17 protein-coding genes are annotated in these 18,245 nt (G+C 54.2%); 11 read left to right on the forward strand and 6 right to left on the reverse strand.

The window, feature by feature from the left end; translation table 11 throughout:
* The first annotated feature begins 103 nt into the window (after positions 1-103).
* Genes rapA through M5M_RS02065 form a run of 3 tightly spaced genes read left to right on the forward strand, consistent with a single transcriptional unit; the run spans position 104 to position 4,133 of the window.
* Entirely contained in the window at positions 104-2,890 is a 2,787-nt protein-coding gene (gene rapA / locus M5M_RS02055; protein WP_015045801.1) for an RNA polymerase-associated protein RapA, read from the forward strand.
* An 8-nt stretch (positions 2,891-2,898) separates the two neighbouring features.
* Complete coding sequence (locus M5M_RS02060) at positions 2,899-3,183, forward strand: hypothetical protein (protein ID WP_015045802.1); 285 nt, start codon at positions 2,899-2,901, stop codon at positions 3,181-3,183.
* A gap of 2 nt (positions 3,184-3,185) precedes the next feature.
* Positions 3,186-4,133: a lysophospholipid acyltransferase family protein gene (locus tag M5M_RS02065; RefSeq protein WP_015045803.1), complete on the forward strand. Its 948-nt coding sequence runs from the start codon at positions 3,186-3,188 to the stop codon at positions 4,131-4,133.
* A gap of 29 nt (positions 4,134-4,162) precedes the next feature.
* On the opposite strand, the gene M5M_RS02070 is transcribed toward M5M_RS02065, so the two are convergent.
* Positions 4,163-6,001 (reverse strand): DEAD/DEAH box helicase, encoded by a 1,839-nt coding sequence (locus tag M5M_RS02070; protein ID WP_015045804.1) that lies wholly within the window; start codon positions 5,999-6,001, stop codon positions 4,163-4,165.
* 153 nt (positions 6,002-6,154) lie between these two features.
* On the opposite strand from M5M_RS02070, the gene M5M_RS02075 reads away from it, so the two are divergent.
* Both M5M_RS02075 and M5M_RS02080 read left to right on the forward strand, forming a co-directional pair.
* Positions 6,155-6,973 carry a hypothetical protein gene (locus tag M5M_RS02075; protein WP_015045805.1) on the forward strand — a complete coding sequence of 273 codons (819 nt, stop codon included), beginning with the start codon at positions 6,155-6,157 and terminating at the stop codon, positions 6,971-6,973.
* A 212-nt stretch (positions 6,974-7,185) separates the two neighbouring features.
* Positions 7,186-7,791, forward strand: a complete 606-nt coding sequence (locus M5M_RS02080; protein WP_015045806.1) for a hypothetical protein — start codon at positions 7,186-7,188, stop codon at positions 7,789-7,791.
* An 11-nt stretch (positions 7,792-7,802) separates the two neighbouring features.
* Here M5M_RS02080 and M5M_RS02085 read toward each other — a convergent pair whose 3' ends face one another.
* Entirely contained in the window at positions 7,803-8,306 is a 504-nt protein-coding gene (locus tag M5M_RS02085; protein ID WP_015045807.1) for a DUF3806 domain-containing protein, read from the reverse strand.
* 87 nt (positions 8,307-8,393) lie between these two features.
* Between M5M_RS02085 and M5M_RS02090 the strand changes: the two genes are divergently transcribed.
* Both M5M_RS02090 and M5M_RS02095 read left to right on the forward strand, forming a co-directional pair.
* Entirely contained in the window at positions 8,394-9,401 is a 1,008-nt protein-coding gene (locus M5M_RS02090) for a nucleoid-associated protein (protein ID WP_015045808.1), read from the forward strand.
* A gap of 3 nt (positions 9,402-9,404) precedes the next feature.
* On the forward strand, positions 9,405-9,764 hold the full coding sequence (locus M5M_RS02095) for a hypothetical protein (RefSeq protein WP_015045809.1): 360 nt from the start codon (positions 9,405-9,407) through the stop codon (positions 9,762-9,764).
* A gap of 21 nt (positions 9,765-9,785) precedes the next feature.
* Here the strand turns inward: M5M_RS02095 and M5M_RS02100 are convergent, their stop codons facing one another.
* The 3 genes from M5M_RS02100 to nhaB form a co-directional block, all read right to left on the reverse strand.
* On the reverse strand, positions 9,786-10,406 hold the full coding sequence (locus M5M_RS02100) for an acyltransferase (protein WP_016389171.1): 621 nt from the start codon (positions 10,404-10,406) through the stop codon (positions 9,786-9,788).
* Entirely contained in the window at positions 10,403-10,663 is a 261-nt protein-coding gene (locus M5M_RS20055) for a hypothetical protein (RefSeq protein ID WP_016389172.1), read from the reverse strand. The genes M5M_RS02100 and M5M_RS20055 overlap by 4 nt, the downstream gene beginning before the upstream one ends.
* Before the next feature lie 63 nt (positions 10,664-10,726).
* Positions 10,727-12,220 carry a sodium/proton antiporter NhaB gene (gene nhaB / locus M5M_RS02110; RefSeq protein WP_015045812.1) on the reverse strand — a complete coding sequence of 498 codons (1,494 nt, stop codon included), beginning with the start codon at positions 12,218-12,220 and terminating at the stop codon, positions 10,727-10,729.
* A 318-nt stretch (positions 12,221-12,538) separates the two neighbouring features.
* Between nhaB and M5M_RS02115 the strand changes: the two genes are divergently transcribed.
* The 4 genes from M5M_RS02115 to sohB are packed head-to-tail and all read left to right on the forward strand — an operon-like array spanning position 12,539 to position 16,930.
* A complete protein-coding gene (locus M5M_RS02115) occupies positions 12,539-14,251 on the forward strand; it encodes a FimL-related protein (RefSeq protein ID WP_015045813.1) in 1,713 nt (570 codons plus the stop codon).
* Positions 14,252-14,268: 17 nt separating this feature from the next.
* Positions 14,269-15,090 (forward strand): NAD(+) diphosphatase, encoded by an 822-nt coding sequence (gene nudC / locus M5M_RS02120; RefSeq protein ID WP_024330275.1) that lies wholly within the window; start codon positions 14,269-14,271, stop codon positions 15,088-15,090.
* A 50-nt stretch (positions 15,091-15,140) separates the two neighbouring features.
* Positions 15,141-15,794 carry a hypothetical protein gene (locus M5M_RS02125; protein ID WP_015045815.1) on the forward strand — a complete coding sequence of 218 codons (654 nt, stop codon included), beginning with the start codon at positions 15,141-15,143 and terminating at the stop codon, positions 15,792-15,794.
* A 44-nt stretch (positions 15,795-15,838) separates the two neighbouring features.
* Positions 15,839-16,930: a protease SohB gene (gene sohB / locus M5M_RS02130; protein ID WP_015045816.1), complete on the forward strand. Its 1,092-nt coding sequence runs from the start codon at positions 15,839-15,841 to the stop codon at positions 16,928-16,930.
* An 81-nt stretch (positions 16,931-17,011) separates the two neighbouring features.
* Here the strand turns inward: sohB and M5M_RS02135 are convergent, their stop codons facing one another.
* Positions 17,012-18,178 (reverse strand): cation:proton antiporter, encoded by a 1,167-nt coding sequence (locus tag M5M_RS02135; RefSeq protein ID WP_015045817.1) that lies wholly within the window; start codon positions 18,176-18,178, stop codon positions 17,012-17,014.
* Between the last annotated feature and the right edge of the window lie 67 nt (positions 18,179-18,245).

The following is an 18,245-nucleotide window of genomic DNA, read 5'->3' on the forward strand; positions in this document are numbered from 1 at the left end:
CCGGCCGGTTTTTTTTCGCCTAAGCTGCCGGCCGGCAGGTATAATGCCGACCCTTTTTCGCCAGTACAGCAGAGGTTTTTGGGTGTCCTTGCAAGAATTCGAGATGGGTCAACGCTGGATCAGCGATACAGAGGCTGAATTGGGCCTGGGGTTGGTGCTGGATGTGGCCGACCGGTTGGTGACCCTGAGCTTTCCCGCCGCCGGTGAGCGCCGCACTTACTCAATCAATAATGCCCCCATCACCCGCGTTCGCTATCAGAAAGGCGACACCATCCGCTCGGCCGACGGGCTCAAGTTGCAGGTCACCCGGGTGGAGGACCTTGACGGCATATTGATTTATCACGGTCTGGACAACCAGGGTCGGGAGCGTTTACTGGAAGAAATCGAGCTGGATTCGTTTGTCCAGTTTTCCACGCCGGCAGACCGGTTGTTCTCGGGCCAGGTAGATTCCCAAAAGCGCTTTGATCTTCGGCTTGAAACGCTCGAGCAGGTGCGCAAGCAGCAATCATCTCCCACTTATGGCTTGTTGGGCGCGCGCGTGCAGATGTTGGCACACCAACTCTACATTGCCCATGAAGTGGGCAACCGCTATGCACCGCGCGTGTTGTTGGCCGACGAAGTGGGCTTGGGCAAGACCATTGAAGCGGGTCTGATTGTGCATCAGCAGCTGGTCAACGGCCGCGCCAGCCGGGTATTGATTCTGGTGCCGGATTCACTGGTGCATCAGTGGCTGGTAGAAATGTTGCGTCGCTTCAACCTGCGTTTCACGCTGCTGACTGAAGAGCGTTTGCGCGCTGAGCCAGATGAACTGGACGTTGATGAAGCGCCGACACAGGAAAACCCGTTTGAATCGGCTCAGCTGTTTATTTGCCCGCTATCACTGATGACGGATCACCCAGCGCACCTGGCGCAGGCACTGGCCTGTGACTGGGATTTGTTGTTGGTTGACGAAGCGCACCACCTGACCTGCGATGCCGGCAATGAAAGCGATGCCTATCGGGTGGTTGCTGCACTGGCTCAGCAAGCGCTCGGACTGCTGTTGCTCACGGCTACGCCAGAGCAACTGGGTGTCGAAAGCCATTTTGCCCGCTTGCGTTTACTGGATCCCGATCGTTACCACGACTTAGCGGCATTTGTTCAGCAGGAGTCGGATTATCAAAAGGTGGGCGACCTGTTGCAGTCGGTGCAAGCAGGTGAAGCACCAGAACCGGAGCAGCTGGTGCAATGGGTGTCGCCCGAACTGCTGCAGGCCTGGTCGACCGCCGAATCGCCTGAAGAAAAGTCGGAAGTAACGCAAAAAATAATTGACCGCGTGCTGGATCAGCATGGCACTGGCCGGGTGTTATTCCGCAATACCCGCCACGCAGTAGAAGGTTTCCCTTCGAGAATATTGCATGCCGTTGAACTCACAGGTGATGTGGCCGATACGGACCAATCCGATTGGGCTCGCCAATGTGCCAAAGTCCATTGGCTGGCTGGCTGGTTAAAACAACACCCGTCAGAGAAAGTGTTGGTGATCTGCCACAGTGCCAACACCGCACTAGACCTAGAAGCACACCTGCGGTTTGAAGAGGGCTTTGCGGTGAGCGCCTTTCACGAAGGCCTGAGCCTGGTGGCGCGCGACCGCGCGGCGGCGTATTTTGCCGATCAGGAGGCGGGGGCGCAGGCGCTGATTTGTTCGGAAATCGGCAGTGAAGGTCGCAACTTTCAGTTTGCCAGCCATCTCATCATGTTTGATCTGCCGGACAATCCCGACCTGCTGGAGCAGCGCATTGGTCGCCTGGACCGGATTGGCCAGCGCCGGGATGTGAATATCTGGGTACCCTTTGTGCCCGCAAGCGAAACCGCGCGGTTGCTGGAATGGTACCATCAGGGCTTAAATGCATTTGAGCAGGTGTGTCATATCGGCGCGGGTGTTTATGCCGAATTAGGTGATGCATTGCGTTCGGCATTGCAGTCCGATAGCAGCGGCGACTGGCAAACATTACTGGAACAGACGCGTGTGCGGGCTGGTGAGCTGCGTGAAAAAATGGAGCAGGGCCGCAACCGTTTGCTGGAGATGAATTCTTGCCGGACTGAAAAGGCCGATCAGGTGATCGAATCGCTTATTGAGCAGGAAAACCGGATTGAGCTGGAAGATTACATGAGCCGGGTGTTTGATGCCTACGGCGTCGATCAGGAAGCGCACAGCTCGGTCAGCCAGGTATTGGTGCCCAGCGATCATTTACAATGTGCGCATTTTCCCGAGCTGCCAGCCGATGGTGTCACGGTAACCTATCAGCGTGAAATGGCCCTGTCGCGGGAGGATGTGGAGTTCCTGACCTGGGAGCATCCCATGGTAACCGGCGTCATGGATATGATCCGCAGCAGCGGTTTCGGTAATACTGCAGTCGCTACGGTGAAGCTTGGTCCGATCAAGCCGGGTACTCTGCTGCTTGAAGCGGTATTTCTTGTCAGCGTTGCGGCACCGAGCGCTTTGCAGCTATTCCGGTATTTGCCGGTCACGCCTCTGCGGGTGCTGGTAGATTCCCAGGGGCGGGATTTGTCCGCCGTTTTACCCCAGGACAAATTGCAGCCACTGTTGCAGAAAATTCCGCGCAATACAGCCCAGCAAATTGCCAAGCAGGCGCGCGATCCCATCGCGTTGCTCATCAAGCGCGCTGAGCAGGTGGTAGAAGGCGCGCGCACAGGTCTGATGTCGCAGGCGGTCAGCGCGGTGGAGGAAAAGCTGGGCGCAGAAATTGAGCGATTGCAGGCTTTATCAGTGGTGAATCCCGCGATCCGACCGGTAGAAATCGAGCGTTTGTCTGAGGACAAGTCGTTACTCAAAGAATACTTGGCCAGCGCATCGCTCAAACTGGACGCCTTACGCGTCATTCTTGCAACCTAGGTTAGTGTATGTACGTATTTTCGATTTCTGCGAAAGCCGTTAAGCCCCGTGAAGGGATTGTTGCGGGTCAACAAGTCCCTTTTATCGTTTACATTAATTTTCTGGACCTTTTCGGTGCGGAAAATCTTGCCAAAATCTATTTGATGCGCGCGGGTTTTGCCGAGGCTGTCATAGAAAACCGGAAAAAACTGCCCGCTAATGTGGCGGCGGACAAGCGTGTGCTGGCCGCTGATAAAGCCCTGCGCGACGCCGTGGAATCTGGTTATCACATTCAGTTGTTTGATGAGGCCTGATTGTGGCGAGTGGTATTCAATCCAATACCAGTGAGCAACACCTCGCCAACCAGGTGTTTCGTTGGCGCTACATGTTGCCGCAATTCTGGTTACTGTGGCTTTGGTTTTTCCTGCTTTGGTCTGTTACCCGGCTGCCATACCCGGCTATTCGGGCCGTCGGGCGTGGCATCGGTGTCGCGCTGTTTTATCTGATAAAGAGCCGGCGGCGCATCGCGTTGCGAAATCTGGAGCTGTGCTTTCCCGAAAAATCCGAAGCAGAACGTTTCAGAATCGCGCGCGACAGTTTTGCCGGCGCCGGGCTGACGCTGTTTGAGTCGGGACTGGTGTGGTGGCCCAGGTTCGGCTCTCCTGGAAAATTTATCCGCGTGGAAAATGGCGGTCTGTTGGAGGATCTCGCAGGTAAGCCGGTATTGTTTTTCGGGCATCACAACACCTGTGTTGAGATGGTGTTCGCTTATATGGCGACGCTGCGCCCGTTCCATGTGTTGTTCAGAGTGAATAACAACCCCTTGTGGGAATACATGGCTACGTGCAGCCGCAAACAATACGGGGTCACTTTGGTGCCGCGCAAGCAAGTGCCGGAGTTTCTTTCACATTTACGCGCAGGGCAGGCAGGTCTGTTGGCGGCTGATCAGGATCTGGGCCGCAAGCGCAGTGTATTTGTACCTTTTTTCGGCGTTAACACGGCAACGGTCACAAGCGTGCACGATTTTGCGGTGGCGACGGGGGCTTCGGTGGTTTTCGCCGAGGCATTTCGTGAGGGGCAAAAAGGCTATGTATTGCGACTGACGCAGCTGCAGAACTACCCCACAGGTGATGCAGTGGCGGATACTGCAATGATGAATCAGATGATTGAGCGGGCGGTGCGGGAGCATCCCGACCAGTACTTGTGGATGCATAATCGCTTCAAAACCCGGCCGGACGGCGAGCCCAGTTTGTATAAAAAATAAGCCCGCGTTGCGGGCTTATTTATAGGGGCCTATTCGCCTTTCGGTTTGCGCTTGCGCGGACGAGGTGCATCGTCGTTACCGCGGCGTTTTCCCTGCGGCTTATCTTTGTAGCCGCCGGCGTCACGATCCCGTGGTGGGCGTTTGCCACGTGCAGGTCGCTCATCATGATACGCGGGCCCTTCGTCCGGCGCCATGCGAATTGCCTGGCCGCGTATAAAGACTTTATTGCGCATGTGGTTCAGCGTTTCCGGCGGCATACCCGCTGGCAGCTCTACCGTTGAAAACCCGTCAAACAGTTTAATGTTGCCGATGTATTTGCTGTCGATATTGGCTTCGTTGGCGATGGCACCGACGATGTCGCCGGGGCGAACGCCATGCTCTTTGCCCACCTGCAATTTGAAGCGTTCCATCGGGACATCGGGTTCTGGTCGACGGCCGCGCGGGCGATCACCGCGTTCGCTACGCTCGCTGCGCTCGTCGCGCGGGCGGCGATTGTCGCGGTCACCTTTGTTGCCACGTTCCTGAAACTTGGGAATATCCGGCAGTTCAACCTGGAGCGGGCGGTCTTTCTGGCAAAGATAGGCCAGCGCGGACGCGATTTCTTCTGCTGACACATCCTGACTGACACTGAACTCGGCCAGCAGGTCGTAGAAAAATTCCAGCTCTTCGCGTTTTTCGGCCAGTGTGTCGGCTAATTGCTTTTTGAAATGATCGATGCGGTGCCGGGTGACGGTATCGCCCGTGGGCAACTCCATCATTTCAATTTTCTGCTGAGTGGCGCGCTCGATCGCAAACAGCAGTCGCTTTTCTCTCGGTGCGACAAACAAAATCGCCTTACCGCTCCGGCCGGCGCGGCCGGTGCGGCCAATGCGGTGCACGTAGGCTTCACTATCGTAAGGAATGTCGTAGTTCATCACGTGGCTGACGCGTTCGACGTCGATACCGCGTGCGGCCACGTCGGTGGCGACCAGGATATCCAGGCTGCCGCGCTTGAGTCGGTCGATGGTGCGTTCTCGCAGATTCTGGGCCATGTCGCCGTTAATCGCGGCCGCAGAAAAACCACGGGCTTCGAGTTTTTCGGCCAGTTCCACGGTGGCGGTCTTGGTGCGCACGAAAATGATCATCGCATCAAAGTCTTCCACCTCCAGAATGCGGGTCAATGCATCCAGTTTGTGGTGCCCGCTGACCATCTGGTAACGCTGCTCAATGTTGCTGCCGGTGGAGCTTTCCGGAGAAATCTTTACTTCTTTGGGCGCATTCAGGTAGCTGTCAGCGACTTTTTTGATGGGCGGCGGCATGGTGGCTGAAAACAGCGCAGTCTGCCGCTGTTTTGGCGTGTGCTCGAGAATCCACTCGACGTCGTCAATAAACCCCATGCGCAACATTTCATCTGCTTCATCGAGTACGATGGCCTGCAGCTGATTCAGTACCAGGCTTTCACGGCGCAAGTGGTCCATCACCCGGCCAGGGGTGCCCACGATGACTTGTGCGCCACGCTGCAATTGGCGCAGTTGGGCACGCATATCCTGACCGCCGTAAAGCGGCAGAACATGGAATCCGGGCATGTGGCAGGCATAGCGTTGGAACGCCTCGGCCACCTGAATCGCCAGTTCGCGTGTGGGCGCGAGCACCAGCACCTGGGGGGCCTGGATGGCCGGGTTGACGCGGGTCAGCAAGGGCAGGGCAAAGGCGGCGGTTTTTCCGGTGCCGGTCTGGGCTACACCCAGGATATCGTGGCCTTCCAGCAGAAGGGGGATGGCTTGTGCCTGAATAGGTGAGGGTTGTTCATAGCCGAGTTCGGCAACGGCTTTCAGAATGGCAGGGGTGAGCGCGAGCTCGGCAAAACTGGTGGGTAGGGACATGTACATTCTCGGTGATGTCGGTAGCCCATCCAGTATTGCGGGCCTCCAACGAAAAAAGGGCGCGCATTGTACAAAAAATGCTCGGCAATAGCGATAGCTTTGACCCATTGTTTGTGAGTGCGTATTGTGTCCGGCAAATATCCCGGCGAGTTGCCCTGTATGAGTCACCCAGGCCCGTTTTTATCGACCACTGCACTGGCAAAAGCATTGCAAAAGGAGCCCAAAGAGGTGTTTGCATTGCTGGCCCGCGCACATTGGATGGTCAAAGTGGATGGGCGCTGGCATTTAACTGAGAAAGGGCGGTTTGAGGGCGGCATTTACCAGCAGCACCCCAAATACGGTGATTATGTGGCCTGGCCCGAAGCGGTGGCCAATCATCCTATCTGGGCGGGTTTGCCGGAGGCGCCGCTTTCTGCGACCCAGCTTGGCAGGCATTTCGAGCTGCCTGCCAGACTTGTCAATCTGTTACTGGCGTACCTGGGTTGGCAAACACGGGGACTGAAAGGATGGCTGCTGACAGATTTCGGGCGATTGCAGGGTGGGGAGCAGCAACGAACGGAGGGCGCCAATGTGCCTTTTGTGACCTGGCCGGAGCGGCTCAAGGAGGATGGCGAGCTGGTCGCGCTAGCGCAGGCTCTGCACAGCGGCCCGGCATTCGATGGGCGGCAATACCCTGATCGACGCCATATTGATGTAGCTAACTGGTTGTATTTACACGGATTTGTGATTGCTCCGGAAAAAAAGATGGCTGGGGCGCCTGGTTTGGTCAGTTTTTGGATCCCTGCCGTTGCGGTCCTTTTGCACCTTTGGCCATCGGCTAAAGGGCCGGATGACATACAGCAACGTATGGAGATGGATACCTGGTTGAAACGGCAGCGCGCAATAGTGCTTCCAGATGACTTCTGTCAGGGTATCACGGCACTGGATGAGTGGTTGCCAGGACAGTTGCTCCTGCAAGGTGTCGATAGCCACCACTGAGGCGCACTGCCGGGCGCTTGCGGAGTGTTAAAGGACGCTGGTACTATGGTGCTTAATATGTCCCGGCACATAGTGTGATAGTCTGAATTTGACGGGATATCTGGAATTAGTTGTAGTCCTGGCGCTGGCGGGGGCTATCCGGTACCGGAATCCTCGTTATAATGATGACGCTGGTTCCTTAAATTGGGCTTTACAGTTGCAGGCATAAGGAAATGACCTTACTCATTCCCCACAACAAGCAGTTGGGCTTGCTGTCTGAAGCAGAGTCTCAGTGCTTCCAAATCGCGCGCAGACACCAGCGTCGCCAGTTGGTGGCTAACCTGTTTAACCTCAAACGACTGTTCTGGTCTCCCAGTTTTGAGCGTCTGGTGTGGTCCGGTAATGTGGGCCGCTTTATCATGCAGTGCCTGATACTACTGGTTTATATACCCGTTAATTTCCTGGTGGAACTGGTCCGGTTTCTCCACAATCTGGTGTTGTTCCCAGCGCGTTTTATCCTGACGTTTTTTAACCCTTCCGGGCTGCATGCCCCGGGTGAAAAGAATCTGGTTGGCCTGTACAACGCTTTTTTCCCGTTCCTTGAGCTCAGTGTAGAACGTACCCAGCGCTGTCTTGAGGATTGGGTGCCAGTGTTGTACGGGGCGGATAAAGCCAAGCGTCATCGCCTGGCTTATTACGTGGAAGATGAACGTCAAAAGCAGCAGCGAGCGGCTTCACAAAGCGGTGTCATGGCTGCATCGTTCCGATCCTATCGGGCGATTGCCCGGGAGCGACTGTCAAAAGACCTTGGTCACTACACGGGCGCACGCTGCGACTAGCGTTTGTCTTGTCAGGCGTCGTAAGGGTTTTGAGGTAATACTGGCGCCACCATCTCTAACGCTTCGTTATAAATCTTGTTGACGTCAGGATAGAGGCCTACGGCCATGCGTCGGGACAGCATTGTCACCGGAAACAGGCAGTGCTCGGTTTGGGGCACGCACAAGGCTCGACTTCTGCCGTCGCCATCTTCATAGACAAACCATTGCATGCCAGTTTCCTGCGCCAGCACATTGCCTAAAACCATACCCAATGCTTGCTGCCGTCGGGTATCCGTTTTATCGATCAGTCCCCGATTGATAATGCGTTGCAGATAGTCCAGATCGGTCTTGGATTGCCGGAGTTGGCCACCAAACTCATCCCGCACCAGTTCCTCAATATTGGCGACTTGCGCCGCCATATACTGCTTGTCTGTCCAGCCCAGGTCGGAGACAGGAGAGGACTCAGCCATGGCGGGCAGTGTGGTGCAAAGGGTGCCCATGGAAATGAGGCGTACGAAGCTTTTGAAATGCGGCATAATAGGCGACCTTGAATGCAACTGAAGGTTTCAGGACTATAGCGGCTGAAGCCTTTGGTGTGAACGATTTTACGAGATGATGTTTGAATGACCATTAATGCGGTATCGCTTTTACGATTCAAAACCGATGGCGACAACACCAGTTTTCAGGCCCGGCCTGAAGCACACCCGGTCACCGGCTTGGTTCAGGCGCTGGGCCAGGAGTTGAAGCTGGCGTTTATCGGTAAGGCAGGTAAGCAATTCGGGTTCTTTTCCAGTGACACTGGTGCCTGTCCTTTTCCGGCGTTATTGCGCGATTACCTGGAAGGGCGGCAAGGGTTTGAATCGCTTGCTAAACGCTATGCTGAGCAATTGCAGTTGGCCCTCGCCCAGTCGGATGCCCAATACGACGGCTATGTTCTGCTCATTCATGAAACTCTGGCAGACATGGATCACGTGTACATCTATCTGGTGCAGCACGAAGGTGGGCTGTGGATAGATTCCTCCATGACTATCGCTGAAAGCAAACTGGTGGATGTTCGGGGTCTGAGAGCCGGCATTAAAGTGGATGTGCCCGCTTTTCTGGCGCAATCTACCGAGCCCTATCTGGCTCAGCTGAAAGCGCGTGGAGACAAAGCGCTGGCGGATGCGTTTGAAATGGCCTGTGGTTTTGTTGACCCGGTAGATAACGCTGCCCAGACCAGCGCGTTTTTGCAGCTGGTTGAGCGGTACAGTGCAAACCTTGAGCAGGAGCGTGCGGTGGCTTGTCGCAAGCGCGCCGCAGAATACTGTATTGAACAGGACAAGGTCGGGAATGCCGTGGACATTGCGAACCTGTCTGAAGAGCTGGATGAGGAGTCACCTGCGGCCTTTGAGCAATTTGTTCACTCTGCTGCGCCGGATGCGCCTGCTCATTTTTTTGCTGATCGCAAGCAGGTGCGACAGTTCGTGCGTATCTCCGGTCGCTCGGATAATCTCAGCCTGAGCTTTTCTTCCGAGTGCCTGGGCCAGACCATCGTGTACGACTCCGGAACTGATACGTTACTGGTAAAGGATATCCCCAGCGCTTTGAAAGCCCGGTTGATAAAGTTTATGAAAGAGTCTCAGGAGGGCTGACGTATGAACAACCGGTTATTGTTGTTGCTGATGATGCTGGTGGTCATGGTATGCGGTTGGCAGTTGTATGAAGGGCACAAACGCGAGCGATTGTTGAGTCAACAGGTGCAGCAACTTACACAAGATGTAAACCGGCTTGAGCAGCGATTGCTGGTGGTAGAGGCAGAGGCTGAACAGCTGCGCAGCGAAAGCATGGGGGAGGTTGTTCGTAAGGCCAATGGCGCTTTGCTCGATGCCTGGAAAGGATTGTTACAAAAGCTAGATCAGGAAGTGGATGAAGCGCGTGAGGAAATTGAGCGCCGCTATCAATCGCCCGAGGAATCACCCGAGGAAACGTCCTCGGATACGTTGAAGCGCACCTGATAACAGCGGGTGAAAATGAAATTATTTAGAATCTCGTCTGTCTCCGATTTTTCTGGCGGGTGAGCCCGCCATGATTGACCATGGTGCCACATTGCGGGTTACGGTAGAGTTCATCCCGATAATGGCGTGATCCCCGATCTGCACGCCGTCAGTAATACCGCAATGCGCACCTATCCAGACGTCTTTGCCGATAGTAATGCCCTTGGATGTGATGGGTTGTGTCGAAATCAAGTCCAGAGCGCTCGTGCCATGGTTGAACGCGTAAAGAGCGCAGCCAGCGGCAATGCGCGTGTAATCGCCTATAACGATGCCGCCTCTGCTGCCCTCAAGTTTGCAGTCCTGATTGATGGAAACCGATCGCCCGATTTGAATCGGACCGTGAAGAAAACAGTTTGCCGCAATGAAACTACTGTCGCCCAGTTGTATCGTTCGTCCCGGTTCCGCAAACAGGTTGGCGTTTTCTGCGACAAAGCAATGCTCACCAAACGTCACGGTTTCTAGAGCTGCCAGTCTTTGCTGGAGCGCATTCTGCCATTCGGTAGCCCAAAGCTTATGCTTGTCTTTCAGGGTGAAATACAGCCACGGCATGAAGTTCAACCGTTGTTTATGCTGCTCGCGGTAGGGGGCGTTGTTGTCAGTCAATGGCTGTGCGGTTCATCAATAATGACTTCACCGTCCATGCACGTGATACGGATTTTATCCAGCCGGGGATGGGCGTGGCTGGACAGTCTATGGATCATGTCATTGCGGTCGAGGGTCATGGTGCCAAGATGCAATACACGTACGCATACGCCTTTGCACTGAGCGTGAGTCAGCAGGCTTTGTAGTTGAAAACTGTCGACCTGATAGCGACCTACAGGGAATTGCGGATGGATTTCGGTAAAGTCATCGTATTTCACGACATGTCTCCAAGTCTAAATGCCTTAGCCTAATCCATCCGGGTGTTTATGCATTGATCTCGATCAGCCGAGCGCCACCGTGTAAAGGCCTACACCGCCCAATACAATGGTGTAAGGAAGTGCCATTACCACCATTTTTCCGTAAGACAGGCGAATTAAGGGGGCCAATGCAGAGGTTAGCAGGAACAAGAAGGCTGCCTGTCCATTGGGCGTGGCCACGCTGGGCAGGTTAGTGCCGGCATTGATCGCGATGGCAAGGTTCTCGAAATGCGGTCTGTCGATGGTGCCGGCAAGCAACGCATCCTTAACTTCATTAATGTAGACAGTGGCAACAAAGACGTTGTCGCTGATCATTGAAAGCACGCCGTTGGCGATGAACAGCATAGGTAATTGATCGTCTGGCTCCAGGCTTAGTACCCACTGGGTGATGGGCGTGAACAGGTGGAGCTCGTGAATCACTGCCACGATGGCAAAAAAGACCACCAACAGCGCTGTGAAGGGCAATGCTTCTTCAAACGCATGACCGATCTGGTGTTCTTCAATGATGCCGTTGAAGGCTGTAAGGAATACGATAATCATCAGGCCTACCAGGCCGACTTCCGCCACGTGGAAGGCCAGTGACAGCATCAGGATAATGGCGCCGATACCTTGCACCCATAGTTGGGCTTTTTCTGCCGGAGTACGCTTTGCATCCATTTCATCTGAGTAGGATTTTAATACGGTGCGTACATTTTCAGGCAGTGTGGCGCCGTAGCCGAACCAGCCGGTTTTTTCGAGTACAAGGCAGCACGCCAGGCCGGCTGCGAGAGTTGGCATGGTGACGTGGGCCATCTTCAGGAAAAATGTCACAAAATCCCAGCCGGCTTTTTCCGCAATCAACAGATTCTGGGGTTCGCCTACTAGCGTGCATACACCTCCGAGCGCCGTGCCGACCGCGCCGTGCATGATCAGCGAGCGCAGAAACGCGCGGAATTGATCGAGGTCGGTACGGTGATATTCGACGACACTGCTGTCATCGCCGTGGTCGTGTTTGGAGGCAGTGTTGCCCGAAGCAACCTTGTGGTAGACCGCGTAAAACCCGACGGCCACGCTGATCAATACGGCGGTGACTGTAAGTGCGTCCAGGAAGGCTGAGAGAATCGCGGCGACCAAAGAAAACAGCAGCGACAGGATCATCTTCGAGCGCACGCCTATGAGTATCTTGGTGAACAGAAACAGCAGCAGATTCTTCATGAAATAGATGCCAGCTACCATGAACATCAGTAGCAGGATAACCGGGAAGTTGGCCACTACCTCGGCGTAGATTACCTTGGGGCCAGCCATGCCCAGTATTGCGGCTTCAATTGCCAGCAGGCCACCCGGTTGCAAGGGGTAGCACTTAAGTGCCATAGCCAGGGTGAAGATGAACTCGCCGATTAACAGCCACCCCGCCGTAAAGGGGTGCAGGGAATAGACAAGGGGATTGATTAAAAGGAAGCCGATAATGGTGAGCTTGTACCATTGGGGGGCTTGGCCCAAGAAGTTCTTGAGCAGGGCTTGGGGTACCGTTTGCGACATGTTGAATCCTCGTGTGCCAGGGGGGCTGGCAGTTCTCTCCTGATGGGTATTGATCGAGCCGGTTGGCTCTTTTCAGGCTTCGTATGGCCTTTATTCGCCCTGATGATCTTGACTATCGGGTCTGGTGCTTCGCTGGCACCGACGAGAGCCTACTCATTTTGTTAAAAAATTCAATATTTTCAACAAGATCGCTGGCGAAATGAAAGCATTTGCTTGATTATAGTCAAGTTAATTCAGAGCCATACTATAGTTGAATCTGGCCCCGGCGATGACGCCCGGCGTACGTCCAAGGCTCAAGCATGCAGAGTAGGTGAATTTGTGACCAATACAGCATCCAATACGATAAATCTGACGTCTCTGAAGCTGGTGCGAGATGAACTTCTGGCAACCATTGAGGGCGCTGCCAGTAAATTAGAGCAGTTTGTGGGCGACCGGGAGAACGGCGAGTTGCTGCAGGGCTGTATCGATGGCATCAAACAGATCAGCGGCACGCTGGCGGTTGTTCAACTGAAGGGCGCCGATTTACTGGCTCAGGAGATTCTTGCCTTGGCGCAGGAGATCACCACGGGGGTCAATCAGGAATCGGACGACCTGATTTCCGCACTGACCTCGAGTTTCTTCCTGCTTCCGAGGTACCTGGAGTATGTTCTCCAGACCAAGCGCAACATGCCGGTATTGTTGATCCCTGCGATCAATGAACTCCGTCAGGCCAGAAAAGCGCCCCAGCTGCCTGAAAGTCACTTTTTCAGTGCTACTTTAAACCTCAAGCAAACCAATGCGGGGTCCGCGTCGGTGCTGTCCGAGGATGTGTCCGCGTTGGCCCGTCGCCTGCGGCATATGTACCAAGTGGGCTTGTTGGCGGTTTTACAGGGGCGGCAGGTTAAGCCTTCGCTGGGCATGATGCAGCGTGCATTGGAGCGCATGGATATCATTTGCGCGGGCCGCCCGCTTTCCAAAATGTGGCATCTGGGTGCGATGGCGATCGGTACGATTGCGGAAAAGGCCATGGATGTCAGCCGGTCCCGTAAGTTGCTGTTGAGTGCGCTCGATAAAGAATTCAGGCAGCTGCAGAAAGCCGGCAATAAAGGTTTGGACAGGGTACCCGATGAAGCGCTGCTGATGGAGCTTTTATACCTTATTGCCGTATCCGGTAGTGAAAACGCCGAAGTGATGAAAGTACTTCAACAATGCAATGTGTCCTCCCTTGGGTACAACGACGCTGAGCTACGGCGGGAGCGGGAAGCGCTGCGTGGCCCCAGTGCAAATACTATCAGCTCCATGGCTGCAGTGTTGAAGGACGAGCTTAACAGCGTCAAAGATGTCATGGAGCGCGCCTCCCAGGCCGGTGGCTGGAGCCCGGAGGAGGGTGCCGAGTTGGCGTCTAATCTGGGTAAAATTGCCGACATCCTGTCTGTTGTGGGTTTGGTAGCCGCATCCTCCACGCTGCGTGAAGAAATCAACCGGATCAATGGTTGGTTAGAAGCGAAAAAGAACCCAGAAGGACAGGAATTGTTGTCGCTTGCTGATGCGCTGTTGTACGTAGAGAGTACGGTATCTGGTATCGGAAACCTGAATCTGTCAGATGATCAGCTCGCACGTATCAATGCCGGTTCGCGCAATGAAATCATTGCCACTAACCAGTTAGCGGAAGCAGAACTGTTGGTTTTCCAGGAGGCCGAGGCAGGCCTGGCACTGATAAAGCGCGCGCTGAGTTCCTTTTCCGAGTCAGGGTTTGATCGCGGACATATTAAAAATGTGTCGACCACATTGGCCACCATCCGTGGCGGCATGGGTGTGATTGGCCTCAAGCGCGCGTCTGCAGTTACCGCAGCCTGTCAGCAATTCGTGTCGGACTCGCTACAAACCAACGAGCACCCTGAAATGTTACAGCAGATGCTGGAAACCTTTGCCGATGCCATTATCGGCCTCGAGTACTATCTGGATGCCGCTAAAGCGGATAAAACGACCGATGATGGCGTGCTCCAGTTTGCCGAAGAGAGCCTGGAGGCGCTGGGTTACCCGGTACACTGAATATGTTTGTACCAGGAATGGAACACCCACAGGTTGCGACGTCCAGCCGTTGGCTCGGTGTTTGGCAGGGGCACATCTTGGTGCGCGAAGGCGAATATTTGTTTGCCGATAAACCGGAACCTTTGTCCGGTCTCACGGTGTTTGGCACGCACAAGGTCGGCCAGCTGGATGGCCAGGATGTTTTTGTTCAGTGTTATTCCGGTCGGCCGCAAGACTGCCTTTTTGAAAAAGGCCAATCGAGCCGGTTAATTGGCCTGCGTAGTTTTCTTTCCAGCACGAGCGCTTCAACGTTCCAGATGCTGGGTGCCGCCTGCCAGCTGTATGCCTGGGAGATTGATCACCGCTACTGCGGGCGTTGTGGTAAGGAAACCGTTCTGCGTACAGACGACCGTTGCCGCTATTGCCAGCCGTGTAATCACCGTTACTATCCTAAGGTTTCACCCTGTGTCATCATGCTGGTAACCCGGGGTGATCAATGCTTATTGGCAGTTCATGAGCGCTCAACGGTGCAGATGTTTACTGCGTTGGCGGGGTTTGTGGAGCCCGGGGAAACCCTTGAACAAGCGGTTGTCCGGGAAGTCGAGGAAGAGGTCGGCTTGCAGGTTCAGGGCGCTGAGTACATCGACAGCCAACCCTGGCCATTTCCCGGCCAATTAATGGTGGGATTTCTGGCCGAATATAAAAGCGGTGAGATTAGTCTTCAGGATCAGGAAATCACCCGTGCCGAGTGGTTTCATTTTAACGAACTGCCCGAACTCATTCCTCCGCCAGAAACCCTGTCGGGACAGTTGATTCGGGCCTATGTTGCTCGCCGGCAGGGCGGGCAACAATATGAATAATTTGAATCAGAAGCAGATTAGCTTGTGTTTGTGTTAGCAAAGGACTCGCTATGTTTTATTACATTATTGCGCTGTTAGTGGTTTTAGCCGGAGCGGCGTCGCTGGTTTATTCCTCTCGTTTGTTGTTGGACGGCAGTTGGTGGCGAGGTTTCTTGCGCGGGTGCGGGGGCTTGTTGCTGGTTGGCGTTGGTGTCATAGCGATTCTTATCGCGCTCGATATCCTCGGCTATAAGCATGCTTATACCGATAGGCCTGTGGCCACAATCAGTTTCGAGCGTTTGGGTGAACAATCCTACCGCGCTGTGCTGGTGGAAACCGATGGCACTGAACAACGTTACGATATTCTGGGTGATCAGTGGCAAATGGATGCCCGTATTCTGCGTTGGAGCAGTTTTTTCGCCAGTATGGGCGCGCAACCCGCTTATCGATTAGATCGTTTGGGGGGGCGGTATTTTTCGTTGGAAAAAGAGCGTCAGGCGAATCGGTCAGTCTATGCGTTAACTGAGCACGAAACCCTCGGTATGGACCTGTGGCCATTAATGCAATCCGTGAGCAACTGGTTACCGATCAGTGCCCAATACGGGAGTGCAACCTACATGCCGATGGAGGACGGTGCACTTTATTCCGTTTCTTTGACTTCCTCCGGCTTGATAGCCAAGCCGATGAATGAGCCTGCGAAAGCGGCGCTCAAACGCTGGCAATAATCTGACGTCCAGTAATTGAAATTAAACTGTTTGAAGGTAAACCATTGGAATTTTTAACTGACTACGGCCTTTTTCTCGCTAAAACCTTAACGCTGGTCGTTGCTGTTGTGCTGGTGATCGGATTTGCCGTCGCCGCCGGCATGAAGAACAAGCGGCAGCCTGAAGGGCAGGTTGAGGTTCGTCGGCTTAATGATCACTACGATGACATCAAGGATATGATGGAATCGGCATTGCTGGATGAAGAAGAATATAAAGCGTTTATAAAGCAGCGAAAGAAACAGGAAAAAGCCGAGGCCAAAGCTAAAAAGGCGGCTCGCAAATCGGCTGCAAGCAGTTCAGAAGACGGCGGTCAGTCGCCAGAATCGAAATCTGGTGATGAAAAATCGCGCGTTTTCGTGCTGGATTTTGACGGTGATATCCGCGCATCGGCCACCGATGCCATGCGGGAGGAAATTACTGCACTGCTGTCGGTGGCAGAACCCGGGGATGAGGTTGTCATACGGCTGGAAAGTGGCGGCGGCATGGTACACAGCTACGGTTTTGCGGCCAGTCAATTAAAGCGGATCCGCGATGCAGGACTCACATTAACCGTCTGCGTGGACAAAGTGGCTGCCAGCGGCGGTTATATGATGGCTTGTGTGGCGGACCGGATTTTGGCAGCGCCTTTCGCCATCATCGGTTCCATTGGCGTTTTGGCGCAAATGCCTAATTTTCACCGGTTGTTGAAAAAGCACGATATCGACTACGAGTTAATTACCGCTGGAGAGTACAAGCGTACTCTGACCATGTTCGGTGAAAATACCCGTAAAGGCCGCCAGAAGTTCACCGAAGAAATCGAGGATGTACACGGCTTGTTCAAAGCTTTTGTGGCCGAGCATCGGAGCCAGGTCGATATTGCCGAAGTGGCGACCGGTGAGGTGTGGTTTGGTCAGCAGGCGATCGATAACAAGCTCGTGGATGAGCTTAAAACCAGCGATGAATACATCACCAGTAAATATGCGACCGCTCAGGTGTTTGAAATGCGTTACGAGCTGCCCAAAACCCTGCCGCAAAAACTGGGGGTTGCCGCAGAGGCCGCCGTGGACAGGCTGCTGGTCAAAACCTGGAGTCGGGCGACGCAACGGTTTTACTCCTGATATAAAAAAAGGCTTTCCTCGGAAAGCCTTTTTTTTGACGGTGACGATTGCTGTGTTTTCGATCCGGCGGCCCGCTTTGGTTCAATCCCGCCGCAATTTGTCTGACACCGCAATGGGATTCGGGTAGTTAAATATCACAATATAGCTTGAGACGAGAAAGGTAATTATCGCTGTGGCTTCAATCAGCGTTGACGCCCGCGCGCCGATCAGGCCGGCATTGAGTGCCACAAACGCGATCAGCAGGCTGAATTCACTGATCTGGCCTAGCCTGAACCCTATGTCCCAGCTTAAACGGTTTTGCTCGCTGTGATGACGCAAGAGCAGGCGATAGGTGACGGGCTTCAGCGCGAGTACGATTGCTGCCATAACCAGCGCCGCGAACGCCACTTCGGGTAATAGCGATAGGTCAAAGCGCGCACCGATTGCAAAGAAGAATATGATCAGGAAGAAATCCCTGAGCGGTTTCAGGCTGATGGCGATGTATTGTGAAATCGGGCTGGTTGCCAGCGTAATACCCGCGATAAAGGCGCCGATTTCAGCGGACAAGCCCAGGTATTCGCACAGCTCTGCCAGTCCCATGCACCAACCGATGGCGACCAGAAAAATGTACTCGTGAAAACGGTCAAAAGTTTGTATCAGCCTCAACAATATCCATTTGACAAAGGCCCACGCGGCCAGTGCCACCAATGGCAGCGCCGCGAAGGTTTTACCCAGCGTGGGCAGGTCTACGCGCCCGAGGTCACCGCTCAGCAGGACCATCAGGCAGATGATGGCAAGAAAGTCTTGTAACAGCAGCAGACCAACCATGAGATCGCCGGTGTGTTTGTGGTGAAGCACGGTGGTTGGTAACAGTTTGATGCCGATGATGGTAGAGGAAAACATCATGGCCATGCCGATAATCAGGTTTTCCAAATGGCTGAAACCAAACAGCCAACCCACGGCATAGCCTGCACCAGCGAAAATCGCCGAGCTGATCAGACCGATATGGGTAGCCTGTTTGAGCACTGCAAACAGTGCTTTGGGCTGCATGTCGAGCCCCAACAGGAACAACAGAAAAATAATACCTACGCGGGAAATCTCGCTGATGACTTCTACGTTGGTGATGAAGGCAAAACCAAAGGGCCCCAGTAGCATTCCCAGTAAGATATAGGCCACCAACAGGGGCTGGCGGGTATACAGTGCCAGTGACGCGACGATGGCAGCGCCTGTAAAAATCAGGAAAAAAGACTGAAAGAGCGTGGGTTCCATGGTGTTCCTTGATTCAGTGCAGTCTTAAGTGTAAACAAGATTTGTGCCGAGCGGGTGAGGGTCGGGT

The organism is Simiduia agarivorans SA1 = DSM 21679 (genome assembly GCF_000305785.2).
Classification (GTDB): Bacteria; Pseudomonadota; Gammaproteobacteria; order Pseudomonadales; family Cellvibrionaceae; genus Simiduia; species Simiduia agarivorans.